Below are 22,776 nucleotides of genomic sequence, written 5' to 3'. Positions count from 1 at the left end.
CCCGGGGAGGGGCACCCGCCGTTGTGCTGTCCGCTCAGTCCTCGGGACCGGTGGTGGGGCCGTCCTCGGTGGTGAAGATGTTCATGCCCGTCATGGTCAGATCGCCGCCGAACTGGCCGGCCTGCGTCACGAACACGTCCGTGAAGTAGGCGATGGGGATGTCGAGCGGCGGCTCGTGCTCGGGGTCGAAGACGATCGGGATGACGCCGAAGAGGTTCCCTTCGAGGCGCTCCGTGTACATGGTGACCGTGCCGTTGCGGAACGTCGAGTTGGAGCCCTGCTCGGTCGTCACGTGGTACCGGGTGGAGCTGCCCGCCTCGTCCACGATCTGGTGCAGGTCGCCGATGTCGACGCTCTCCACGGTGAACTTCAGCACCTGCTTGACCTGCCCGCTCGATGTCGGGACGTTGACCACGCCGTGGTAGTCGAGGCCGCGCAGCGTGAGGTAGGTGGCGTCGAGGTACCAGGGGTCGTCGGGGAGCACGATGGGCGGTGTCTCGTCGGTGCCGGCGACGTGCTGCTCGGTCGGGCAGGGGTACGGCTCGCGGCCCTGCTCGTCCTCGGCGAACGGGTCGTCCGCCCCGCCGGCGTCCGTCCCCTCGGTGTCCTCGTCCCCCGCGCCGTCCGTCCCGCCGGTGTCCTCGGCGGTGCCGTCGGCCTCCTCGTCGGGCTCGCTGTCCGCCGGCGCCTCGGATTCCTCGGATTCTTCGGGTTCCCCGGTGTCAGCGGGAGCCTCGGGCTCCTCGGATTCGTCGGGCTCCTGGGTGTCCGCAGGTGCCTCGGGCTCCTGCGGTTCTTCCGTCGCCCCGGTCTCCCCCGACTCACCGGCCTCGGCGTCCTCCTCGTCACCGCCCGGGACGAAGATGTCCTCCAGCGCGTCCCCGAGGTCGGACAGCCCCTGGCCGATCCCCAGCGGATCCCAGGGGTTGAACGTCTCCTCCTCCTGCGGCTCCTCGGATTCCCCGGGTTCCTCGGGTTCTTCCGTGTCGGCGGGTGCCTGCGGTTCGGCGGGCTCCTCGGCCTCCCCCGACTCCTCGGCTCCGCCGTCCGCCTCCGGAGCCTCGGTCTCCCCCGCGTCCCCCGGCGCCGCGTCCTCCCCGGTCGGCTCCGGCTCCGGGGAGCCGTCCCCGGGCGCGGTCTCCTCCGTACCCCCGTCCTCCTCGGCTTCGTCCCCGGCCTCTTCCGGGTCCCCGGTGTCCGCCGCCTCCTCGTCCGGGGCCGTGACGCACGGACGGTCCTGGAACGGGTTCTCCGGCGGCTGCGTGTCGGCCTTCGCCAGCGGCGAGCCGATACCGAGGCCGAGCAGCGCGGCGGACGGCATCGCCACGAGCGCGATGACCTTGCCCACCGGCATCTGGATCCTGCTGCGCAGCGTCCGGACCCGTGTGCCGGGTCCCGCGCCCCCGTCCCCCGCGGCTATGTCGTCAGTCGGCACCTTCGCCTTCCTTCCCCGATTCGGTGTCGCGGCCCGGCGCGGTTCCCCCGAAGGCGGCGAGCGCGCTCCCGGTGCCCCGCGCGCCGGCCGGCCGCGCCGTCTCCCCCTCCCCGCCCGCGCTTCCGGCGGCGCCGCCCGCACCGCTCCCGGCGGCCGGTGCCGCCGTGCCCGGCACCCAGGCGACACTCATCGCGCCGCCGACGAGCCCCAGCAGGAAGCCGATGAATCCGCCGCCGAAGTTGGCCACGACCAGCGAGACCAGCGACAGCAGGATGGCCGCGACCCCGGCGAAGATGCGGACGTGCGGCTGGAACCAGATGGTGAGACCCAGCACGACCAGCAGGATCCCGATCACCGCTGAGCTGGCCCCCGCGGTGGTGGCCAGCCGGACATTCAGCTGACCGATCGTCAGGTTGGCGTAGGGCATCCACAGGATGGGGCCGCCCGCGACCATGACGAAGAGCCCCGCCCAGAACGGCCTGCTCCACCGGAAGTTCCGGAACGCGACGCGTCCCCCGGCTATCGCGGAGACCCCGGCTCGCTCTTCGGTGTTGACACTCACAGCACGTACTCCCCTGGTGGCGCGTTCGGTGGCGGGATGCACGATACGGCGGTCCGGACCGGCCGCGCGGGATCGCTGCGCCCCGTCCTCCCCGGAGCAGGAGCGGCCGCCGGCGCGCCGCCCACAGCTCCGGGGCGTGGTTCGGTCAGAAGCACTCTTCTTCCGAGCCCCGGTGCAGACTCAGGCTCAGGTCGGTGAGTTTGAACGAGCCGGCGGACGTGCCGTACGCGACCTGCTCGACGTCCGTCAGGTAGACCCCGTCGGACCGCTGCGCGAACGAGTCCTCGTCGGTGTCCTCGCCGTCCCGGATGCGCCCCGTGGAACCGGTACTGACGCCGATCTCGATGTTGGTGAAGGTCGCCTGGGCGTCGAGCTGGGTCACGTCGATGAACAGGTTCTCGGCCACCACCGGGTTCTCGGGGTCGGTACCTGCCGTGATCTTGAGCGTGTACTCGCCCAGGACCGGGAGGTCCACCACGACCGACTGGCAGAGATCGACGATGTCCGCGTGCGAGAACGACGAGGCGGCGACAGCGCGGTCCCCTTCGCCCGACGCGGTGATGGTCGTCCCGTACTGGACGAAGCCGTCGCCGTCCAGCGACGCGACCCTGACCTTGAACTGGTCACCCGACATGGTGAGGGACGCGGCCAGCGCCCCCGAGCCGATGGCGACGCCTATCGCGGCTGTGGCGGCCACGCTCGGCACCATGACCAGACCGAACCGCCGCCATCTGGTGCCGCCGCGAGCCTGAGACTCCATTGGTTTCCTCCTTTTCGGACGAGCATCCCCGAGGCTCCCGGCGAGCCCCGGTTCCGCGAACCGTCCGGCGCCTGGGGAGGAGCAGCGCGATGCCGCCGGTCTGCACCCCGGCGTCTGCCACGGACCGCCGGCGGGCGGCGGTCCACCGGCACAGGTCCCACCGCGGTGGGGACTCCCCTGTCCCGGACCGGCGGTATGACACCTCCGGTCATCCGATCGTGGTCCATCTCCCGCGCAGACACAAGGGGTTGCTTACTTACCAGTAAAGAAGATAGGGCGGGGCACCGGGTCCCCGGCCGGGTGCGCCACGCTTCGCTGCCGTCCCGAAACACCCCAAACCACGGCCAACCCCGCGGATCCGGCCGCGCGTCACGCGTGCCGTTCACCGAACGTAGAGGTGGCCGCGCTTCACCAAGTTTCGGTAAAGCGCGGCCACGGAACGGGGGGAAGGGCGGGATCGGATCAGAAGAGCACCCGCGCGAGGGCCTGCCGTGCGGCGACGACCCTCGGGTCATCGCCACCGACGACATCGAAGAGTTCCAGGAGCCGGACCCGTGCCGTCTCGCGGTCGTCGCCCGCGGTGCGCTGCACGGTGGAGACGATCCGGCTGAACGCGTCCTCCACATGACCGCCGGCCAGGTCGAGGTCGGCGACGGCGAGCTGCGCCGCGACGTCGGCCGGACGCTCCGCCGCGTCCCTGCGCACCCGCTCCTGGTCCGCCGCGTGCACCCGCTGGAGGAGCCGGGCCTGCGCGAGGCCGATGCGGGCCTCCTCCTCGGCCGGGTGGTCGGTCAGGACGTTCTCGTACGCCTGGATCGCGCCGTTCAGATCGCCCGAGTCGAGGGCCGCGTGGGCCGCGGCGAGCGCCGGGTTCTGCGGAACGGCGGGCGGCCGCGGGCCGGCCTGCGCCGCCTGCTCCGGGTCCACCGGCTGCCCGACGATGCCGAACCGCTGCTCGGCCGCCGCGATCAGCTGGTCGAGGACCTGCCGCACCTGCGGCTCCGGCGCCGCGCCCTGGAACAGCGGCAGCGCCTGACCCGCGACGACGGCGAAGACGGCCGGGATGCCCTGCACGCCGAACTGCTGGAACAGCATCTGGTTGCTGTCCACGTCGATCTTGGCGAGCACGAACTTGCCGGCGTACTCCGCGGCCAGCCGCTCCAGGACCGGGCTGAGCTGCTTGCACGGCTGGCACCACTCGGCCCAGAAGTCGATGACGACGGGCACCTCGGTGCTGCGCTGCAGCACCTCCTGCTCGAAGCCCGCCTCGTCGACATCGACCACGAGCGGGACGGCGGCGGCCGCCGCCGCGGGCGCGTCACCCTCCTGCTGCTGGGCGGCGCGCTGCGCGCGGGCCTGTTCGGCCTTCTCCCGGGCCTCGGCGGCGGCCTTCACCGCAGAGAGGTCGACGGCTCCGCTGATGGACATGTTGCGTGGCTGCATGGCACCAGTCTCCCTCCTTCCGGTGCCGTTCCGGTACGGGGGCGGGCGCCCGGCCACCCGGGCGGGGGTCAGAAGCCGGGCGGCTCCCGGTACACGCCCCACTCGTCCTTCAGCGCGCCGCAGATCTCGCCCAGCGTCGCCTCGCTGCGGGCGGCCGCCAGCATGGGCTCGATCATGTTGCGGCCCGACCGGGCGGCGTCCAGCATCGCGGCGAGCGCGGCCCGTACGGCGGCGTCGTCGCGGGCGGCACGGCGGTCGGCGAGCGCGCGGACCTGCTCGCGCTCCACGGCGTCGCCGACCCGCAGGATCTCCAGGTCGCCCGTGACGGAGCCGGTGTGGACGTTGACGCCCACGACGCGCTTGTCGCCCTTCTCCAGCGCGCGCTGGTAGGTGAAGGACGCCTCCGCGATCCGGCCGGTGAACCACCCGTCCTCGATGCCGGCGAGCAGCCCGGAGGTGACCGGGCCGATGGGGTGCCGCCCGTCCGGCCGGGCACGGCGGCCCTTCTCCAGGATCTCCTCGAAGATCCGTTCGGCGTCGGCCTCGATCCGGTCGGTGAGCTGCTCCACGTACCAGGAGCCGCCGAGGGGGTCGGCCACCGAGGTGACGCCGGTCTCCTCCATGAGGACCTGCTGCGTGCGCAGGGCGATCTCGGCTGCCCGCTCGCTGGGCAGCGCCAGCGTCTCGTCGAGGGCGTTGGTGTGCAGGGAGTTGGTGCCGCCGAGGACGGCGGACAGGGCCTCGACGGCCGTGCGCACGACGTTGTTGTACGGCTGCTGGGCGGTGAGGGACACCCCGGCGGTCTGCGTGTGGAAGCGGAGCCACTGCGCCCGGTCCGTCGTGGCGCCGTACCGGTCGCGCATCCAGCGCGCCCAGATGCGGCGGGCGGCGCGGAACTTCGCGATCTCCTCGAAGAAGTCGATGTGCGCGTCGAAGAAGAACGACAGGCCCGGCGCGAAGGTGTCCACGTCGAGACCGCGGGAGCGGCCCAGCTCCACGTACCCGAAGCCGTCGGCGAGGGTGAACGCCAGCTCCTGCGCGGCCGTCGAGCCCGCCTCCCGGATGTGGTAGCCCGACACCGACAGCGGCTTGTACGCGGGGATGCGGGCCGCGCAGAACTCCATGAGGTCGCCGATGAGGCGCAGGTGCGGCGCCGGGCCGAAGAGCCACTCCTTCTGCGCGATGTACTCCTTGAAGATGTCCGTCTGGAGGGTGCCGTCGAGCTTCGCGATGTCGGCGCCCTGGCGTTCGGCCGCGACCAGGTACATGCAGAAGACGGGGACGGCGGGACCGCTGATCGTCATCGAGGTGGTGACCTCGCCCAGCGGGATGCCGTCGAACAGCACGTCCATGTCGGCGGCGGAGTCCACGGCGACGCCGCAGTGGCCGACCTCGCCGAGCGCGAGGGGGTCGTCGGAGTCGCGGCCCATGAGGGTCGGCATGTCGAAGGCGACGGACAGGCCGCCGCCCCCGTTGCGGAGGATGGTGTGGTAGCGCTCGTTGGTGCTGCGGGCGTCGCCGAAGCCGGCGAACTGCCGGATCGTCCAGGTGCGGCCGCGGTAGCCGGTGGGGTGGAGCCCCCGGGTGAAGGGGAACTCGCCGGGCCAGCCGATGCGCGCGAAGCCCTCGTACCGGTCGCCGGGGCGGGGGCCGTAGACGGGCTCCACGGGGTCGCCGGAGAGCGTGGTGAAGTCCGCGTCCCGGGTGCGGGCCGCGTCGAAGCGGGCCTGCCAGCGTCGGCGGCCCGCGGTGATGGCGTCGTCGTCCATACGACCAATTTACTAGGAAGTCCAAGTAAACGGGCCGCGGCGCGGGCCACGAGGGCGCCGCCCCCCGGCGGGGGGCGCACGCCCGGCCTGCGGTCAGACGCCCGCGGGCTCCTGCTCCGGCGCCTCGATCAGCGGCTCGGTCTCGGCGACGACCCGGCGCTCCACGAAGAAGGCGGCGGTCGGGATCGTCCCGGCGACCAGGACCCACAGCAGCTTCCCGAACGGCCAGCGGGCCTTCTGCCCCAGGTCGAACGCGAAGATCAGGTAGAGGATGAACAGCACCCCGTGGATCTGGGCCACGAACAGGGTTACGTCCTCGCCGGCGCCGAAGCCGTACTTGACGACCATGCAGACACACAGGACGAGCAGCATGACGGCGGTGACATACGCCATCGCCCGGTAACGCGTGAGCACACTCCGCTTCATACGGCGAGCCTAACCGGTCATTCGGGGCGTTCCCGCCCGGCCCCCTCCCCCGGAGCATCGAAGTCCTGCGCCGCCACGCGCAGGGGTCGCAGCAGGGCGAAGATCTCCGCGCACTCCTCCGCGTCGTACACGCCGAGGCCGAAGTCCATGGCCATCAGGTCGCGGGTGGCCGCGTCGCAGACGGCGCGTCCCTCGTCCGTGATGGAGGCGAGCGTGCCGCGTCCGTCGTTCGGGTTGGGGCGCTTCGTGACCAGCCCGGAGCGGACGAGGCGGTCGACCGTGTTCGTCACGGAGGTGGGGTGCACCATGAGCCGCTCACCGATCTTGGACATCGGGAGTTCGCCCTTTTTGCTGAAGGTGAGCAGCACGAGCGCCTCGTACCGGGCGAACGTCAGTCCGTACGGCCTGACCACCGCGTCCACCTCGGACAGCAGGATCTGGTGGGCCCGCATGATCGACGTGATGGCGGACATCGCGGGGACGGAGCCCCAGTGCCGCTTCCACAGTTCGTCCGCGCGGGCGATCGGGTCGAAGGGAAGGCTCAGCGGTTTGGACACGCCAGCGACCCTACCGGCTGGTCATACGAACGCCGGGGCGCACCCGCCCCCCGTTCCCGCCGTCACCGCCTGCGCAGACGCCGCAGCACGGGCCGGAGCAGCGCGCGCACCTCGGGCACGCGCAACGGCCCGGCCAGCGCGACCACCGAGACGAGGAGCACGGTGCCGCCCGCCGCGAGACCGGCAGCCGACCCGGCCGGGCCGCCGCCGAGCCGCCCCGCGCACCACTCGGCGAGCAGGTGCCCGCCGACCGCGCCGGGCGCCGCCGCCAGGGCGACGCGGACGTGGGTGCCGAGCGTGCCGGGCCACCTGCCGAGGCGGCGGACGAGCGTCCGCGTCGTGCAGAACAGACCGACCGTGCAGGCGACGGCATAGCCGCCGGCCATGCCGACGACGGCCCAGCGCGGCGGCAGCAGGAGGTAGGAGCAGCCGGCCAGGGCCGCCTGGGTGGTGGCGATGACGAGGTTCAGCAGGAAGGGGGTGCGGGTGTCGCCGAGTGCGTAGAAGGCGCGGGCGGACAGGTACTGCCCCGCGAAGGCCGGCAGCCCCGGGGCGAACGCCATGAGGATCCAGGCGAGGACCCGCACGTCGTCGTCGGATGTCTGCCCGTACTGGAAGATCACGCCCGTCACCTGCGGCGCGAACGCGAGGAACGCCAGCGCCGCCGGGACGACGGCGACGGCGTTGCGGCGCAGGCCCCAGGACAGGTCGCGGCCCGCCGCGGCGGGCGAGCCGTCGGCGACCGAGGCGCTCATCCGCGGCAGCAGCGCGGTCGCGAGGGAGACGGTGATGATGCCCTGTGGCACCACCCAGAGCTGGTAGGCGTTGGTGTACGCGGCGAACCCGACGCCCGTGGTGACGCCGTCGGCGGCGGCCCGGACGGCGGCCGAGGTGGCGAGGCTCGTGACGACCCACAGGGCGAGCTGGTTGACCAGGACGAGGAGGACCGTCCACACGGCCGCGCGCAGCGGCGCCGACAGGCCGGCGCCCCGCAGGTCGAGCCGCGGCCGCCAGCGGAACCCGGCCCTCCGCAGCGACGGCACGAGCGCGACGGTCTGGGCGAGGACGCCGGCCGTGCTGCCGGCACCGAGCAGCAGCGCCTGCCCGCCGCTCATCGCGCCGGCGTCCGTGACGTCGCCCGCGATCACGAGGAACAGGCCGAAGACACCGATGACGACGACGTTGTTCAGGACCGGCGCCCACATCATCGCGCCGAAGCGCCCGTCGACGTTGAGGACCTGGCCGAGGAGCGTGAACAGGCCGTACAGCAGGATCTGCGGCAGGCAGTAGCGGGCCAGGGCGACGGTCAGGTCCCGCTGCGCACCGGTGAAGTCGGGCGCGTAGGCGGTGACGATCCACGGCGCGGCCAGGACGGCGGCGGCCGTCAGCAGCAGGAGGCCGAGGAGGCAGGCCGTGAGGATGCGGTCGGTGTGCGCGGCGCCGCCGTCCGGGTGGGTGCGGCGGGCGCGGACGAGTTCGGGGACGAAGACGGAGTTGAGCGCGCCACCGAGGATCAGGAAGTAGACGATGTTGGGGACGGTGTTGGCGATCTGGTAGGTCTCGCCGAGCAGGGCCGTGCCGAGCGCGGCGACGACGACGGCGGTGCGCAGGAAGCCGGTCGCGCGGGAGACGAGGGAGCCGAGCGCCATGAGGGCGCTGCCCCGGCCCGCGGAGATGGTGCCGGCCGGCCGCGCCCGCGGCTCGTCCGGCGGGGCGGGGGCACGGTGCCGGCCGGTCGGACGGGGCGGCTCGCCCCCCGTGACGGCGTGCTCCCCGGCCCCGGTGCCTCCGACGCCCTCGACGACGGCCCCGGGCCGGCTGTGTCTCCCCACGGGCCGTGATTCTGCCATGTGGGTGACACCCGCCCCGACCGGCGGCGGGGCGCGCGGTCCGCCCGCGCGGCGGCGGGTCCCCGGCCGGGAGGTCACCCCGTGTCACGATGACGTCATGCTGCGTCGTTCATCAGCCACCGCCGTCCTGTGCTGCGCGATCCTCGCGCTCGGGTGCTCGGGGGCGGCGACGCCTCCGATGGCCGGGAGGAGGGGAGCGCCGCGGCCGCGGCCGGCATCGAGGACCGGTACTGGGTCGATCCCGGGAGCCCGGCCGCGCGTCAGGTCGAGGAGTGGGAGGCGTCCGGCCGCACCGAGGACGCCGCGCTGATGCGGCGGATCGCGGACCGGCCGCTCGCGCACTGGGCGCCGGGCGAGGAGGACCCGGAGCGGTGGGCGCGCGAGCTGACGTCGGCCGCTGCGGCCACCGACAGCACCGCCGTCCTCGTGGCGTACAACATCCCGCACCGCGACTGCGGCCAGTACTCGCAAGGCGGCGCCGACGACGAGGCCGCGTACGCCCGCTGGATCGACGCGCTCGCCACCGGCATCGGGGACGCGCACGCGATCGTCGTCCTGGAGCCGGACGCCGTCCCGCACACGGCGGACGGCTGCACGGCGCCGATGTACGTGGAGGACCGGCTCGACGCGCTCGCCGGCGCCGTGGACCGGCTGAAGCAGCAGCCGCACACCCGCGTCTACCTGGACGCGGGCAACCCGGCGTGGATCGCCGACCCGAACCGGATCGCCGAGCCGCTGCGCCGCTCCGGCGTGGAGCGGGCCGACGGCTTCGCCCTCAACGTGGCGAACTTCCAGACGCTCTCCGACAACATCGCCTACGGCCGCGTCCTGTCCGACATGCTCGGCGGCGCCCACTTCGTGATCGACACCAGCCGCAACGGCAACGGCCCCTACGACGGCGGGGACGAGTCGTGGTGCAATCCCCCGGGCCGCGCGCTCGGCACACCGCCCACGGCGGAGACCGGCGAGGCGCTGGCCGACGCGTTCCTGTGGATCAAACGCCCCGGCGAGTCGGACGGCGAGTGCCGGGGCGGTCCGGCGGCCGGCGAGTGGTGGCCCGAGTACGCGCTGGAACTCGCGCGCGCCGCGGCGCCGTGACACCGGCCGGTGCCGGGCCGCGGCGCCGCGCGCGGGGCGTGCCCCGTCAGCCGACCTGCACCCAGCTCGCCACGCTCGGCGTGCCCTCGTCGTCGAGCGCGAACAGCATGTACCAGCCGGGCGGCACCAGCGACGGGTCGTCCGGCACGGCGAACGTCACCTCGCCGTCGCCCGTCGCGACCCCCAGCTCGATGGACCGCTGCTCCACGTCGGTCGTGTGGGTGACGGCGCTCGGACGCATGAGGCGGGCCTCGGCGATGCGGTCGGCGTCGTCGGTGGCGAAGGTGAGGCTGCCGCCGGGTTCGGCCCGGTCGGGTCCGTCGCCGAGGACGGGCCGGTTCTCGCCGCGTTCCCCCTGGAGGTAGGGCGGCGTGTAGATCTCGACGCGGTCCTCGAACGTGCCCTCGCGCGTGTTGTCCCGGTCGCCGAAGAGCGGGTCGGAGCCGAACGTGGCGACGCGGCCGTCGGGCAGCAGCAGGGCCTCGGAGTGGTAGTTGCGGCCCACGGTCGGCGCGGCGGCCTCGCGGAACTCGTTCTTCTCCGGGTCGTAGAACTGCGCCTTCAGCACGTCGCTCTCGCCGCGTCCCCGGTAGTCCTCGGAGCCGCCGGTCGTGAAGACCGTGTCGTCGGGGAGGATGACGCTGGACAGGTAGCGGGTGCCCTGCGGCAGGTCGGGGCCGTCGCGGTAGGCGGGGTTCTCGTCGTCCAGGTCGATCAGCGCGGTGCGGGCCGTGGACTTCTCCGACTCCCCCACCCCGCCGCCGCCCAGCACCATGAAGCGCTGGTCCTGCGCGGGCGGCAGCAGCAGGGAGGCGGAGGTCTCCAGCTGGTCGGCGTCCGACAGGCCGCCGACCTCGGTGAAGGTGTTGGTCTCCAGGTCCCACAGGCCCGGTTCGCGGCCCTTGTCGGCCGGCCCGTAGCCGGCGTTGGAGCCCGTGTAGAACAGTTCGCCGCCCTCGGTGAGGAACAGCGCGGGATAGGTAGGGAAGTAGCGCTCGGGCCCCTCGGACCAGGTCTTCGTCTCCGGGTCGTAGATCTCGGTGATGCCGGGGACGACCTCGCCGACGTCGTCGAGCCCGGAGACGGTGAGGACGCGGCCGTCGGGCAGGGCCGTGAGGGTCGGGTACCAGCGGGCCTCGTCCATCGACTGGACGGGGACGTACTTCTCGGCGACCGGGTCGAACTCGTAGGCCGCCTTGATGCCCTGGAAGTCCTGGTCGTCCAGGGTGATCGGCCCGGCCATGCCGTAGAGGTTGCGGGCGTCCTCGCCCTTCAGCCCGACGATCTCGTACTGCGCCGACTCCTCCGTGACGTACTCCTCGCCCTCCTCGGCGGCCACGACGAAGACCCGCGCCTCGGACGCGGTGACGGTCACCTCGCCGTCCTCGTCCTCCGTCTTGGTGGCGGCGGGGACGGTGATGTCGGCCTCGGTCAGGTACTCGCGGCCGTCCGGGGAGCGCAGCCGGGTGCCCTCGGGGAAGGTGCGGCGGTGGTCCGGGTCCTCGTTCTTGATGAGCATCGCGCCGCCGGCCCGGGTCACGTCGTCGCCGAGGACCTCGTAGCGCGCCGTGCCGCCGGCGACGAGGAGCCGGCCGTCGGGGAGGGCGGCGTGGCCCGAGCAGAACAGGTCGTCGGGGGTCTCGACCTTCTTGTACGTGTTGTCCGCCGGGTTCCACAGGATCGAGTCGAACGTCCCGGCGTCGAAGGTCTCCTGCTCGTTGCCCGACCCGGCGATCAGCAGGACCTTCCCGGTGTGCAGGAGCGCGGCGTGGATGGCGTTCGTCCTGAACTCCTCGGGGACGTCCATCACCTGCCAGGAGCCGTACTCCGCCTTGTACTCGGGCCGGGATATGCGGTACTCGTGCAGCCGGTCCTGCGCGAAGCTCAGCGCGGCGGGGGCGTTCATGCCGGCGAGGACGAGCGTGACGCCGGTGCCGATGACGGTCTTCTTGAGCCCTTTGCTCGGGCGGTACCTCATGTGTCAGCTCCCACTGGTCGTCGCGGCGACGGGGCGGGGCGCCGCGGTCTCGGGGGTGGATTCCTGGTCGGCGGTGACGGGGACGCCGCCGGGCGGTACCTGCGTCCGCGCGCGGCGGCCGGTCCAGGCCCAGACGGTGGGCGGGGCGAGGCAGACGACGAGGGCGAGCAGCGACCAGACCCGCATCGCCGTGTGCCCGTGGCCGAGGAAGCACGACGCGACGAGCGCGGCGGTGATGACCGCGGCCCACGCGAGGTGCAGGCGGAAGGTGGCGGGCCGGTCGTCGCTCGCGCGGCCGCCCTTGGGGGTGACGACGAACCCGCTGCGCCGCCGCAGCACCGCGTCCAGGAGGGAGCGGGCGTAGACGGGCGCGCACAGGGCGGACATGACCATGCCGGCTGCGCCGGACGAGCCCTCGGGTTCGTGGGGGGAGACGTTGTGCCGCCTGTTCCACAGGTACAGGCCGATCTGGAGCGCGGCGACGTCGCTGTAGAGCATCATCCACACCGACGAGGCGACCTGTGTGCCGGAGGCGCCGAGGATCAGGTACAGCAGGCAGCCGAGGACGCCGAGGGTCCAGGTGATGGCCGCCATGGGGTAGAACGCGAGCATCAGCGAGTAGCTGAGCATCGGGCCGGGGCCGTGGCGGCGGCGCCCGCGGCCGTACTGGCGGAAGATCGTCTCGTACGTGCCGCGCGACCAGCGCAGTTGCTGGGTGAAGAAGTCGGTCCAGCACGAGGGTCCCTCGCCGACCGCGAGCACGTCGGGCGTGTAGACGGAGCGCCAGCGGCGGCCCGTGGCGGGGTTGCGCCGGCGGTGGATCTCGAAGCCGGTGGCCATGTCCTCGGTGACCGAGTCGTACAGGCCGCCGACGGACCGCAGGGCGTCCACGCGGACGGCGTTGTTGGTGCCGACGAACATGGGGCAGCCGTAGCGGTTCCCGGCCCGCTGGATGAGGGCGTGGAAGAGGAACTGCTGGCTCTCGGCCGCCTTGGTGACCGGGCCGGCGTAGTTGCCGTACACCTGCGGGCCGACGACGAAGGCGACGTCCGGGTCGCGGAAGTAGCCGAGCATCCGCTCCAGGTAGCCGGGGAGCGGGACGTGGTCGGTGTCGACGGAGGCGAAGAAGTCGTACTCGTCGCCGTGGGCGTCCAGCCAGGAGTTGTAGTTCCCGTGCTTGGTGCGGGCGCGGTACGGCCCGTCGGGCTGGTTCCACTCCTCGACGCCGCGGCGCGAGAAGTGCCGCACGCCGAGTTCCTCGCACAGCGCGCGGGCGTCCGGATCGTCGCCCTCGTCGAGGAGCCAGACGTCCAGCGGCCCGGTGTGCCGCAGCCGGACGGCCCCCTCCAGCGTGGCGCGGACCATCGCGAGGGGTTCCTTGCCGGGGACGAAGGTGGTGAGGAACGCCACACGGGTGCCCGGTTCCGGCGTGACGGGCACGGGGTCGCGGGCGACAAGGGTCGCGTGCGCGATGGACACGACGTTGACGAGCCGGAACAGCTCGACCAGCGCGACGCAGCCGAGCATCACCGCGTCGGCGACCGGCAGCCACCAGGGCGCGTGCTCGCGGTCCGTCCAGTGGCTCGGCCAGATCAGCCAGACCAGGAGCAGCGCCGACAGCAGGGGCGCCAGCGTCATGAGGAGGACGGCTCGTATTCGGTGCGGCTCGCGGGAGAGCAGGCTGCGGTACGCGACGCGGTAGCCGGGCGCGGGCTCGGCCGCGGGGCCGGCGAGCCTGCTGTACCTCTCGTAGTCGTAGCGGTGGCCGTCGAGCCGTGTGTGCCGCACGGCACCCTCCTCACCGGGGACTTACTCCGCGAATCGGACAAGTCCCACCCCATGGCAGGGGGTGCCGGATGTCGAGCCGGGGAGGCCCGGAGGGGTTACCGGATGACGCCGGAGGGTGACAGCGGCGTGCGGCGGGGGGCGCGTGTCAGGCGCCGACGACACCCTCGCGGCGTGCGCGGGCCGCGATGACGGCGTCGTCCTGGAGACGGCGCAGGGCGCGTTCGGCGAAGAAGCCGCCGAGCGGCAGGACCGACATCAGGAAGTACCAGGCGGCGGTGCGCGGCGCCCACTTGGCGCGGTTCCAGGCGTCGGCCCAGAACAGGACGTACGCCACCCACAGGATGCCGTGCACCGCGCCCATGACCGGCACGAAGTCGAGGTCCGTGGTCCGCTTCAGGACCGAGCAGACGAGCAGGACGAGGAAGGAGACGGCCTCCGGGGCGGAGACCAGGCGGAGCCGGCGCAGGGCGGTGGCGGTCTTGAGGTCCATGGGGTCCGCTTTCGTGGTCCGGTGTCGTGGGGTCGGGCGGGGCGGCGCGCGCCTGCTTGTGAACGCACGCACAAACGTCTCGGCCATTGTGGCAGCACGGTGTCCCCGGCCGGCACCCAGGGCCGTCCGGGGGACACGGCGGGTTGGCTAGTGCCGCGTCAGGCAAGGTTCGCCCCGTCGCGTCGCCCGGCACGGCACCTCGCTGCGTTGCCGAATCGCGCGAATACGACGGGTATGAGCTGCGATCCGGCGCCTTGCGATGCACCGCACCGGACGCCGCTCCTTGACGGGCAAACCTTGCCTGACGCGGCACTAGAGTTCTCGGCATGGAGACGGACGAGGGGACCCGCTGGCTCAGCGACGCGGAGCAGCGCGCCTGGCGCGTGCACCTTGAGGTCAGCAAGCTGCTGACCCACCGCCTGGAGCGGGACCTCCAGCCGTTCGGGCTGACCATGAACGACTACGAGATCCTGGTCAACCTCTCCGAGTCGGACGGGCGCCGGATGCGGATGAGCGACCTCGCGGCGGCCACCCTCCAGTCGAAGAGCCGCCTCTCCCACCAGATCACGCGCATGGAGAAGGCCGGGCTCGTGCGGCGGGAGAGCTGCGAGGCGGACCGGCGCGGACTGTTCGCCGTCCTCACCGAGCACGGCTGGACGACGATGCGGGAGGTCGCGCCGCACCATGTCGCCTCCGTCCGGCGGAACTTCGTCGACCGCCTGCCGCCCGAGGCCCTCGCGGCACTCACCGAGGCGCTGGCGCCGGTGGCCTCCCACCTGCACGCGGAGCGCGGCCGGCCCTGACCTGCCCGAAAAACACCCACTGCACCTCATGTAACGTTTGCTGCCGTGAACGCGGGTGTGTCCTGCCGTGCGCGGGGGATACGCCACCCGACCGCCCGCGTGCACGGGACACCACAGCGAACGAGGGGCAGCACTCATGGCTCAGCAGGAGGCGGGCCGCCAGCAGTGGGGAAGCCGCCTGGGCTTCCTCATGTCGGCGATCGGCTCGGCCATCGGCCTGGGGAACATCTGGCGTTTCCCGGCCGTCACCTACGAGAACGGCGGGGGCGCGTTCATCGTTCCCTACCTGTGCGCGCTGCTGACGGCGGGCATCCCGCTGCTGATCCTCGAGTACACGATCGGCAGACGGCACCGCGCCTCGCCGCCGGGCGCGCTGCGGCGGCTGCGGCGGCCGGCCGAGGCGATCGGCTGGTGGCAGGTCGCCATCTGCTTCGTGATCGCCGCCTACTACGCGGCCATCCTGGCGTGGGCCGTGCGGTACACCGGCTTCTCGGTCACCAAGGCGTGGGGCGACGACCCCGAGGGCTTCCTCTTCGGCGAGTTCCTCCACACCACGGACGACCCGGGACACATCTCCGAGTTCGTGCCGGGCGTCGCGTGGCCGCTGATCGCGGTGTGGGTCGTCGTGCTCGTCATCCTCGCGCTGGGCGTGCGGCGCGGCATCGAGAAGGCCAACATGGTCTTCATCCCGCTGCTCGTCGTCTTCTTCCTGATCCTGGTCGTGCGGGCGCTGACGCTCGACGGCGCGGGGACCGGCCTGCAGGGCCTCTTCCAGCCCGACTGGGGAGCCCTCAGCGACGGCGGTGTGTGGGTGGCCGCGTACGGGCAGATCTTCTTCTCGCTGTCCGTGGGCTTCGGCATCATGATCACCTACTCGTCCTACCTCGGCCGGCGCTCGGATCTGACGGGCTCGGCACTGGTCGCCGCCTTCGCGAACAGCTCGTTCGAGATCCTGGCCGGCGTGGCGGTGTTCGCGACGCTCGGGTTCATGGCCGTGCAGAGCGGCGTCGGAGTCGGCGAGGTGACGGACAGCGGTGTCGGGCTCGCCTTCGTGGCGTTCCCGCAGATCATCTCGGAGATGCCGATGGGCGCGCTGTTCGGCGTGCTGTTCTTCGTCTCCCTCGTGATCGCCGGGCTGACCTCGCTGATCAGCATCGTCCAGGTGATCGTGGCCGCCTTCGAGGACCGGACGGGCATGCGCCGCGTTCCCGCGGTGCTGTCGGTGGGCGGCGCGGTGGCCGTCGTGTCGGTGCTGCTGTTCTCCAACGACAGCGGGCTGCACTTCCTCGACGTGGCCGACCACTTCATCAACCAGTACGGCATCGTGCTGGCCGGCCTCGCCCTCGTCATCACGGTGAGCTGGGTCCTGCGGCGCCTGCCGGTGCTCCAGGCGGACGCCGACGCCACCTCGGCGGTCGGTCTCGGCGTGTGGTGGCGGCTGTGCCTCGGCATCGTCACCCCGCTGGTGCTGACCTGGATGATGGTGGACAGCCTCACGGGCGAGTTCGACGAGAACTACGGCGGCTACTCGTCGTCGTTCCTGCTGTGGTCCGGCTGGGCCGTCGCGGCGGGAGCGCTGGTGGTGGGCGTCCTGCTGTCCCTGGTGCGCTGGCGGCACGACGCCGGGACCGACGGTGAACCGGTGCCCGCGACGGGTGCCACGACGGTGGAAACGGAGGAGCGGTGATGTCGGCCTCAGCGATCGTGATGATGATCATCGCCATGGTGGTGGTCTGGGGCGGCCTGGTCGCCGCCGTCCTGAAACTCCGCGCCCACCCCGACCCCGGCGCGGAGGACTGACACACCCGCCGGTTCAGGCCCAGCGGCGGGTACGGCCCAGGCACAGCGCCAGTGCCACCGTGCCCGCCGTCGAGGTGCGCAGCACGGTCGGCCCGAGCCGGTACGGCCGCGCGCCGGCCGCCGCGAACGCGGCCAGCTCCTCCGGGGAGACACCGCCCTCCGGGCCGACCACGAGCACGATTCCGCCGTCCCCCGCGCCGCCGTCCACGGGCAGCGGCGCACCGGACAGCGCCTCCGTACCGCTCTCGTGCAGCACGGCCGCGAACGACGCCCCGGCGAGCAGCCCGGCCGCCTGCCGGGTCGTCACCGGGTCCGTCACCTCGGGGAACCGCAGGCGCCGCGCCTGCTTGCCTGCTTCCCTCGCGGTGGCACGCCACTTCGCGAGCGCCTTCGCGCCCCGCTCGGCCCGCCACTGCGTCACACAGCGGGCCGCCGCCCACGGCACGATCCGGTCCACGCCCGTCTCCGTCATGGTCTCGACGGCAAGCTCGCCCCGGTCACCCTTGGGCAGCGCCTGGACGACCGTGACGCGGGGCGCCGGCTCCGGCTCGCGGCGGACCTCGGTCACCAGGACGTCGAGCCGGTCCCGGCCGGTCACGGAGGCCACCGTGCCGACGGCGCCGGTGCCGCGTCCGTCGGTCAGGACGATGTCCTCACCGGCCCGCAGCCGGCGCACCGCGACGGCGTGCCGGCCCTCGGCGCCGTCCAGGACGAGCGTGTGCCCGGGAGCGGCCGTGTCCAGCGACCCGGCGAGGAAGACGGGAGCGGTGCTCATCGACCGTTGAACGCGTCCTTCAGGCGGGAGAACAGGCCCTGCTGCCCCGGCTGGAACTGGCCCATCGGCCGCTCCTCGCCCCGCAGCTTCGCGAGCCGCCGCAGCAGCTCCTCCTGCTCGGCGTCGAGCTTGCCCGGCGTCTGGACCTCGACGTGCACGACGAGGTCGCCGCGCCCGCTGCTGCGCAGGTGCGTGACGCCGCGGCCGTGCAGCGGGATCGACTGCCCCGACTGCGTGCCGGGGCGGACGTCGACCTCCTCCATGCCGTCCAGCGTCTCCAGCGGGACCTTGGTGCCGAGCGCGGCGGCCGTCATCGGGATGGTGACGGTGCAGTGGAGGTCGTCGCCGCGGCGCTGGAACACCGCGTGCGGCTGCTCGCGGATCTCGACGTACAGGTCGCCGGCGGGGCCGCCGCCGGGGCCGACCTCGCCCTCGCCCGCGAGCTGGATGCGCGTGCCGTTGTCCACGCCGGCGGGGATCTTCACCGTGAGCGTGCGGCGGGTCCGGACCCGGCCGTCGCCCGCGCACTCGGGGCACGGCGTCGGCACGACCGTGCCGAAGCCCTGGCACTGCGGGCACGGGCGCGAGGTCATGACCTGGCCGAGGAACGACCGCGTGACCTGCGAGACCTCGCCGCGGCCGCGGCACATGTCGCACGTCTGCGCGGAGGTGCCGGGCGCGGCGCCCTCGCCGTTGCACGTGGAGCAGACCACGGCCGTGTCGACCTGGATCTCCTTGGTGGTGCCGAACGCCGCCTCGTTGAGGTCGATCTCCAGACGGATCATGGCGTCCTGCCCGCGCCGGGTGCGGGACTTCGGGCCGCGCTGCGACGCGGTGCCGAAAAAGGCGTCCATGATGTCCGAGAAGTTCCCGAAGCCGGCGCCGCCGAAGCCCGCGCCCGCCCCGGCGCCCGCCGACGCGCTGCTCAGCGGATCGCCGCCGAGGTCGTACATCTGCTTCTTCTGCGGGTCGGAGAGCACCTCGTAGGCGGTGTTGATCTCCTTGAACCGCTCCTGCGTCTTCGGGTCCGGGTTGACGTCCGGGTGCAGCTCCCGGGCCAGCCTGCGGAACGCCTTCTTGATCTCGTCCTGCGAGGCGTCCCGCCGTACACCGAGGACCGCGTAGTAGTCCGCCGCCACTTAGTTCTCCGCGAGGATCTGTCCGACGTACCGTGCCACTGCGCGCACCGCTCCCATCGTTCCCGGGTAGTCCATGCGGGTCGGTCCGACCACGCCGAGCTTGGCGACCGCCTCGTCACCAGAACCGTAGCCGACCGACACGACCGAGGTTGAGGTCAGTCCCTCGTGCGCGTTCTCGTGGCCGATGCGCACCGTCATCTCCGAGCCCTTGGCCTCGCCGAGGAGCCGCAGCATCACCACGTGCTCCTCCAGCGCCTCAAGGACGGGCCGGATCGTGAGGGGGAAGTCCTGCCCGAAACGGGTCAGGTTCGCCGTGCCGCCGATGACGAGACGCTCCTCGGTCTCCTCCGCCAGCGTCTCCAGCAGGGTGGACAGGACGGTCGCGACCGTCCCGCGCTCCTCGATCTCGAACGACTCCGGCAGGTCGGCGACGAGCCGGGGCACCTCGGGGAAGCGCTGGCCGGCGATCCGGCTGTTCAGCCGGGCGCGGAGGTCGGCGAGCGAGGTCTCGCCGAACGGCGCCGGGCAGTCGATGAGGCGCTGCTCGACGCGGCCGGTGTCGGTGATGAGCACCAGCATCAGGCGCGCGGGGGCGAGCGCGAGGAGCTCCACGTGCCGCACGGTCGAACGGCTCAGCGACGGGTACTGCACGACGGCGACCTGCCGCGTGAGCTGCGCGAGCAGCCGGACCGTGCGGCCCACCACGTCGTCGAGGTCGACGGCGCCGTCGAGGAAATTCTGGATGGCGCGGCGCTCGGGCGCCGACAGCGGCTTGATGTCCGCGAGCTTGTCGACGAAGAGGCGGTACCCCTTGTCGGTGGGGACGCGCCCGGCGCTGGTGTGGGGCTGGGCGATGTACCCCTCGTCCTCAAGGGCCGCCATGTCGTTGCGCACGGTGGCCGGGGAGACCTGGAGATTGTGCCGCTCCGTGAGGGCCTTGGAGCCGACCGGCTCCTCCGTGCCCACGTAGTCCTGGACGATGGCCCGCAGCACCTCGAGCCTGCGTTCACTGAGCATGCCGCCACACCTCCCGTCCGGCCGTCCGTTCCGTTCCGCCGCCTGGCACTCACCGTCTCCGAGTGCCAATCCCTGGACCAGTGTACGGCCGGGGGGCACGCCCAGGGAATCGCGGCCGGGAGGAAGGCCCCGCGAGCGCCCGTCGCGCACCGTGGCCGCCTCCCGTCCGACGAGGCTAACGTCGCAGGATGACAGGCGATTGGGAAGAGGTGGCGGCGGGTGTGCTGCGCCGCCGGCTCGCGGGGTGGGACGAGACGGCCGGGGCGGTCGCGGTGCCCGGCGGGGTGCTGCTCGTGGACGCCGGGCCGACGGCGGCGGCCGGCGCGGAGCTGACGCGGGAGGCGTGCGAACTGCTCGGCGCGCCCGTGACGCATCTCGTGGTGACGCATCCCCATTTCGACCACATCCTCGGCGCCGGTGCGGTCACGGCGGCGTTCCCGGGGGTCACCGTGCACGGTCCGCGGCTCGAAGGACCGGATCCCGTGGCCGGGGTCGTGGCGGACGCGGTGCGGCACGGGGTCCCCGCGGCCGAGGCGGCGCAGGCGGGACGGCTGCTCGCGGCGGCGCCCTGCCGCGCGGTGTCGGGGGACGCGCCCGTGTCCGGCCCCGCCGGCGGGCCGCGTGCGCGCCTCCTCGACCTGGGCGCCGCGCACTCGCCGCACGACGTGGCCGTCGTGGTCGAGGGCACGCCGCGCGTCGTGTTCTGCGGGGATCTCGTGGAGGAATCGGGGGAACCGCAGGCGGGTCCCGACGCGGTGCCCGCGCGCTGGCCGGCGGCGCTGGACCGGCTGCTCGCGGCCGGCGGCCCCGACGCGCTGTACGTTCCCGGCCACGGGGCGGTGGTCGGCGCGGCGTTCGTGCGCGCCCAGCGGGACGCCCTGCGGCGGCGCTTCGGGGCCGCCCCGTCGTGACCGGCCCCCGTGCCCGGCCCCTCGTGGCCGGGCGGGTCCCGTGATCTCATGAGGGCGTGCGCAACCGACGTTACGGACCCGATCTGACGCCGCCCTGGAAGCGAAGCGCCCCCGTGCCCGAGGTGCCGGCCGACGCCGGCCTGGTCGTCGAGGAGGTAGCGACCGGGTTCTGCGGCGCGGTCGTCCGGTGCGAGCGGACGGCGCAGGGGCCGACCGTGACGCTGGAGGACCGGTTCGGGGCGCTGCGGGTGTTCCCGATGGAGCCGCGCGGGTTCCTGCTCGAGGGCAGGACCGTCACGCTCGTGCGGCCCGTGCGGCGCCCCGGCGCGGCGGCGGGGCCGGCGCGCACGGCGTCCGGCTCGATCGCCGTCCCGGGGGCGCGGGCGCGGGTGGCGCGCGCCGGGCGGATCTTCGTCGAGGGCCGGCACGACGCGGAGCTGGTCGAGAAGGTGTGGGGCGACGACCTGCGGATCGAGGGCGTCGTCGTCGAGTACCTGGAGGGCGTGGACCACCTCCCGGCGATCGTCGAGGAGTTCCGGCCAGGTCCCGACGCGCGGCTCGGCGTGCTGGTGGACCACCTGGTGGAGGGGTCGAAGGAGTCGCGGATCGCGGCGTCCGTCACCGATCCGCACGTGCTGGTGGTGGGGCATCCGTTCATCGACATCTGGGCGGCGGTGAAGCCGGCGTCGGCCGGCATCGCGGCATGGCCCGACGTGCCGCGCGGACAGGACTGGAAGACGGGCGTGTGCCGTGCGCTCGGCTGGCCGGAGAACACGGGCGCCGCCTGGCAGCGCCTCCTGGGGTGCGTCACGTCCTACCGGGACCTGGAGCCGGCGCTGCTCGGGCCGGTGGAGCACCTGATCGACCATGTGACGGTGGGCGGCCCGAACGGCTGAGTCCCGGCACGCCCCGGCGCTCGGGGACAATGGGAGCCATGTCCCCCTCCACCCTCCCGGACGGCGAGCCGGTGCCCGCCGACGGCGCGCTCCCGGTGTCGGCGACGGCCGGCGCCGCGGACCGTCCGCTGGCGTTCTACCTGCATGTGCCGTTCTGCGCGACCCGCTGCGGCTACTGCGACTTCAACACCTACACGGCGTCCGAGCTGCGCGGCGCGGGCGGGGCCGCCGCGTCGCGGGAGAACTACGCCGAGGTGCTGGCTGAGGAGGTGCGGCTCGCCCGCAAGGTGCTGGGCGACGACCCGCGCGAGGTGTCGACGGTGTTCGTCGGCGGCGGGACGCCCACGCTGCTGCCGCCGGCCGACCTGGGGCGGATGCTCGCGGCGGTCAGGTCCGAGTTCGGGCTGGCGGCGGACGCCGAGGTCACCACCGAGGCCAATCCGGACTCGGTGGACGCCGCGTCCCTCGCGGCGCTGCGGGAGGCGGGCTTCACGCGGATCTCGTTCGGGATGCAGAGCGTCAGGCCGCACGTGCTGGCCGTCCTGGAGCGCACGCACACGCCGGGCAGCCCGCAGCGGCGGGTCGCCGAGGCGCGGGCCGCCGGTTTCCCGCACGTAAGCCTCGACCTGATCTACGGCACCCCCGGTGAGACGGACGACGACTGGCGCGCCTCGCTCGACGCGGCGATCGCCGCGGGTCCCGACCACGTGTCGGCGTACTCGCTGATCGTCGAGGAGGGCACGCGGCTCGCGCAGCGGGTGCGGCGCGGCGAGGTCCCGATGACGGACGACGACGTGCACGCCGACCGCTACCTGATCGCCGAGGAGGCGCTCACCGCGGCCGGTTTCGGGTGGTACGAGATCTCGAACTGGGCGCTCGCCCCCGCCGACCGCTGCCGCCACAACGAGCTGTACTGGACGGGCGCCGACTGGTGGGGCGCGGGCCCCGGGGCGCACAGCCATGTCGGGGGCGTGCGCTGGTGGAACGTGAAGCACCCCGGCGCGTACGCGCAGGCGCTGGCCGCCGGGCGCTCCCCCGGCGCCGGCCGGGAGCTGCTCGCGGCGGACGACCGCCGGGTGGAGCGGATCATGCTGGAGCTGCGGCTGCGCGCCGGCGTCCCCCTGGACCTCCTCGGTCCGGCGGGGCGCGCGGCGGCGGACCGGGCGCTGGCGGACGGCCTGCTGCGGCGTGACGCGTACGGCGCGGGCCGCGCGGCGCTGACGCTGCGGGGCCGGCTCCTCGCCGACGCCGTGACGCGGGACCTGACCGACTGAGCCGG

Annotated in this window: 21 protein-coding genes; 7 read left to right on the top strand and 14 right to left on the bottom strand. The window is 73.2% G+C overall.

The window, feature by feature from the left end; all coding sequences use genetic code 11:
- Positions 1 to 34: 34 nt before the first annotated feature.
- From EMA09_RS21185 to murJ, 8 genes are all read right to left on the bottom strand, one after another.
- Positions 35 to 1,435, bottom strand: coding sequence for a hypothetical protein (locus EMA09_RS21185; protein ID WP_129842569.1), 1,401 nt, complete (start codon positions 1,433 to 1,435; stop codon positions 35 to 37).
- Positions 1,425 to 1,997, bottom strand: a complete 573-nt coding sequence (locus EMA09_RS21180; protein WP_240796497.1) for a DUF6114 domain-containing protein — start codon at positions 1,995 to 1,997, stop codon at positions 1,425 to 1,427. Before EMA09_RS21180 ends, EMA09_RS21185 begins: the two co-directional genes overlap by 11 nt.
- A 145-nt stretch (positions 1,998 to 2,142) precedes the next feature.
- A complete protein-coding gene (locus tag EMA09_RS21175) occupies positions 2,143 to 2,757 on the bottom strand; it encodes a DUF6230 family protein (RefSeq protein ID WP_129842568.1) in 615 nt (204 codons plus the stop codon).
- A gap of 462 nt (positions 2,758 to 3,219) precedes the next feature.
- On the bottom strand, positions 3,220 to 4,200 hold the full coding sequence (locus EMA09_RS21170) for a tetratricopeptide repeat protein (protein ID WP_129842567.1): 981 nt from the start codon (positions 4,198 to 4,200) through the stop codon (positions 3,220 to 3,222).
- 68 nt (positions 4,201 to 4,268) lie between these two features.
- Positions 4,269 to 5,969, bottom strand: a complete 1,701-nt coding sequence (locus EMA09_RS21165; protein WP_129842566.1) for a methylmalonyl-CoA mutase family protein — start codon at positions 5,967 to 5,969, stop codon at positions 4,269 to 4,271.
- Positions 5,970 to 6,062: 93 nt separating this feature from the next.
- A complete protein-coding gene (locus tag EMA09_RS21160) occupies positions 6,063 to 6,395 on the bottom strand; it encodes a DUF3817 domain-containing protein (RefSeq protein WP_129842565.1) in 333 nt (110 codons plus the stop codon).
- A gap of 17 nt (positions 6,396 to 6,412) precedes the next feature.
- Entirely contained in the window at positions 6,413 to 6,952 is a 540-nt protein-coding gene (locus tag EMA09_RS21155; RefSeq protein WP_129842564.1) for a MarR family transcriptional regulator, read from the bottom strand.
- A 62-nt stretch (positions 6,953 to 7,014) separates the two neighbouring features.
- The gene (gene murJ, locus EMA09_RS21150) at positions 7,015 to 8,601 is read right to left on the bottom strand and encodes a murein biosynthesis integral membrane protein MurJ (RefSeq protein WP_240796706.1); all 1,587 of its coding nucleotides are present in this window, start codon (positions 8,599 to 8,601) and stop codon (positions 7,015 to 7,017) included.
- A 330-nt stretch (positions 8,602 to 8,931) separates the two neighbouring features.
- On the opposite strand from murJ, the gene EMA09_RS21145 reads away from it, so the two are divergent.
- Positions 8,932 to 9,900 (top strand): glycoside hydrolase family 6 protein, encoded by a 969-nt coding sequence (locus EMA09_RS21145; protein WP_240796496.1) that lies wholly within the window; start codon positions 8,932 to 8,934, stop codon positions 9,898 to 9,900.
- Positions 9,901 to 9,946: 46 nt separating this feature from the next.
- Here the strand turns inward: EMA09_RS21145 and EMA09_RS21140 are convergent, their stop codons facing one another.
- From EMA09_RS21140 to EMA09_RS21130, 3 genes are all read right to left on the bottom strand, one after another.
- Entirely contained in the window at positions 9,947 to 11,878 is a 1,932-nt protein-coding gene (locus EMA09_RS21140) for a kelch motif-containing protein (protein ID WP_129842561.1), read from the bottom strand.
- Between the two features lie 3 nt (positions 11,879 to 11,881).
- The gene (locus tag EMA09_RS21135) at positions 11,882 to 13,666 is read right to left on the bottom strand and encodes a cellulose synthase catalytic subunit (protein WP_129842560.1); all 1,785 of its coding nucleotides are present in this window, start codon (positions 13,664 to 13,666) and stop codon (positions 11,882 to 11,884) included.
- Between the two features lie 145 nt (positions 13,667 to 13,811).
- On the bottom strand, positions 13,812 to 14,156 hold the full coding sequence (locus EMA09_RS21130) for a DUF3817 domain-containing protein (RefSeq protein WP_129842559.1): 345 nt from the start codon (positions 14,154 to 14,156) through the stop codon (positions 13,812 to 13,814).
- A gap of 326 nt (positions 14,157 to 14,482) precedes the next feature.
- Between EMA09_RS21130 and EMA09_RS21125 the strand changes: the two genes are divergently transcribed.
- The 3 genes from EMA09_RS21125 (at position 14,483) to EMA09_RS21115 (ending at position 16,759) form a co-directional block, all read left to right on the top strand.
- Positions 14,483 to 14,959 carry a MarR family transcriptional regulator gene (locus EMA09_RS21125; RefSeq protein ID WP_129842558.1) on the top strand — a complete coding sequence of 159 codons (477 nt, stop codon included), beginning with the start codon at positions 14,483 to 14,485 and terminating at the stop codon, positions 14,957 to 14,959.
- 136 nt (positions 14,960 to 15,095) lie between these two features.
- Positions 15,096 to 16,646 (top strand): sodium-dependent transporter, encoded by a 1,551-nt coding sequence (locus EMA09_RS21120; RefSeq protein WP_129842557.1) that lies wholly within the window; start codon positions 15,096 to 15,098, stop codon positions 16,644 to 16,646.
- Entirely contained in the window at positions 16,646 to 16,759 is a 114-nt protein-coding gene (locus tag EMA09_RS21115; RefSeq protein ID WP_129842556.1) for a methionine/alanine import family NSS transporter small subunit, read from the top strand. Before EMA09_RS21120 ends, EMA09_RS21115 begins: the two co-directional genes overlap by 1 nt.
- 13 nt (positions 16,760 to 16,772) lie before the next feature.
- Here the strand turns inward: EMA09_RS21115 and EMA09_RS21110 are convergent, their stop codons facing one another.
- Genes EMA09_RS21110 through hrcA form a run of 3 tightly spaced genes read right to left on the bottom strand, consistent with a single transcriptional unit; the run spans position 16,773 to position 19,690 of the window.
- On the bottom strand, positions 16,773 to 17,534 hold the full coding sequence (locus tag EMA09_RS21110) for a 16S rRNA (uracil(1498)-N(3))-methyltransferase (RefSeq protein ID WP_129842555.1): 762 nt from the start codon (positions 17,532 to 17,534) through the stop codon (positions 16,773 to 16,775).
- Positions 17,531 to 18,673: a molecular chaperone DnaJ gene (gene dnaJ, locus EMA09_RS21105; protein WP_129842554.1), complete on the bottom strand. Its 1,143-nt coding sequence runs from the start codon at positions 18,671 to 18,673 to the stop codon at positions 17,531 to 17,533. The genes EMA09_RS21110 and dnaJ overlap by 4 nt, the downstream gene beginning before the upstream one ends.
- Positions 18,674 to 19,690, bottom strand: a complete 1,017-nt coding sequence (gene hrcA / locus EMA09_RS21100; protein WP_129842553.1) for a heat-inducible transcriptional repressor HrcA — start codon at positions 19,688 to 19,690, stop codon at positions 18,674 to 18,676.
- Between the two features lie 188 nt (positions 19,691 to 19,878).
- Here hrcA and EMA09_RS21095 point away from each other — a divergent pair, with 188 nt between their 5' ends.
- From EMA09_RS21095 to hemW, 3 genes are read left to right on the top strand one after another with little or no spacing between them, the layout of a single operon-like run.
- A complete protein-coding gene (locus EMA09_RS21095) occupies positions 19,879 to 20,601 on the top strand; it encodes an MBL fold metallo-hydrolase (protein ID WP_129842552.1) in 723 nt (240 codons plus the stop codon).
- A gap of 56 nt (positions 20,602 to 20,657) precedes the next feature.
- Positions 20,658 to 21,497, top strand: a complete 840-nt coding sequence (locus tag EMA09_RS21090; RefSeq protein ID WP_129842551.1) for a DUF3097 domain-containing protein — start codon at positions 20,658 to 20,660, stop codon at positions 21,495 to 21,497.
- A 29-nt stretch (positions 21,498 to 21,526) separates the two neighbouring features.
- Positions 21,527 to 22,771, top strand: coding sequence for a radical SAM family heme chaperone HemW (gene hemW / locus EMA09_RS21085; protein ID WP_129842550.1), 1,245 nt, complete (start codon positions 21,527 to 21,529; stop codon positions 22,769 to 22,771).
- The last annotated feature ends 5 nt before the right edge of the window (positions 22,772 to 22,776 follow it).

Origin of the sequence: Streptomyces sp. RFCAC02, from assembly GCF_004193175.1 — a bacterium.
Classification (GTDB): Bacteria; Actinomycetota; Actinomycetes; order Streptomycetales; family Streptomycetaceae; genus Streptomyces.
This window is presented reverse-complemented; position numbering and strand designations above follow the sequence as displayed.

Excerpts from the sequence above, each read along its gene's own strand:
- EMA09_RS21175 (WP_129842568.1), bottom strand. The coding sequence starts at position 2,757 with ATGGAGTCTCAGGCTCGCGGCGGCACCAGATGGCGGCGGTTCGGTCTG.
- EMA09_RS21170 (WP_129842567.1), bottom strand. The coding sequence starts at position 4,200 with ATGCAGCCACGCAACATGTCCATCAGCGGAGCCGTCGACCTCTCTGCG.
- EMA09_RS21165 (WP_129842566.1), bottom strand. The coding sequence starts at position 5,969 with ATGGACGACGACGCCATCACCGCGGGCCGCCGACGCTGGCAGGCCCGC.
- EMA09_RS21160 (WP_129842565.1), bottom strand. The coding sequence starts at position 6,395 with ATGAAGCGGAGTGTGCTCACGCGTTACCGGGCGATGGCGTATGTCACC.
- murJ (WP_240796706.1), bottom strand. The coding sequence starts at position 8,601 with ATGGCGCTCGGCTCCCTCGTCTCCCGCGCGACCGGCTTCCTGCGCACC.
- EMA09_RS21140 (WP_129842561.1), bottom strand. The coding sequence starts at position 11,878 with ATGAGGTACCGCCCGAGCAAAGGGCTCAAGAAGACCGTCATCGGCACC.
- EMA09_RS21130 (WP_129842559.1), bottom strand. The coding sequence starts at position 14,156 with ATGGACCTCAAGACCGCCACCGCCCTGCGCCGGCTCCGCCTGGTCTCC.
- EMA09_RS21125 (WP_129842558.1), top strand. The coding sequence starts at position 14,483 with ATGGAGACGGACGAGGGGACCCGCTGGCTCAGCGACGCGGAGCAGCGC.
- EMA09_RS21120 (WP_129842557.1), top strand. The coding sequence starts at position 15,096 with ATGGCTCAGCAGGAGGCGGGCCGCCAGCAGTGGGGAAGCCGCCTGGGC.
- EMA09_RS21115 (WP_129842556.1), top strand. The coding sequence starts at position 16,646 with ATGTCGGCCTCAGCGATCGTGATGATGATCATCGCCATGGTGGTGGTC.
- EMA09_RS21110 (WP_129842555.1), bottom strand. The coding sequence starts at position 17,534 with ATGAGCACCGCTCCCGTCTTCCTCGCCGGGTCGCTGGACACGGCCGCT.
- hrcA (WP_129842553.1), bottom strand. The coding sequence starts at position 19,690 with ATGCTCAGTGAACGCAGGCTCGAGGTGCTGCGGGCCATCGTCCAGGAC.
- EMA09_RS21095 (WP_129842552.1), top strand. The coding sequence starts at position 19,879 with ATGACAGGCGATTGGGAAGAGGTGGCGGCGGGTGTGCTGCGCCGCCGG.
- hemW (WP_129842550.1), top strand. The coding sequence starts at position 21,527 with ATGGGAGCCATGTCCCCCTCCACCCTCCCGGACGGCGAGCCGGTGCCC.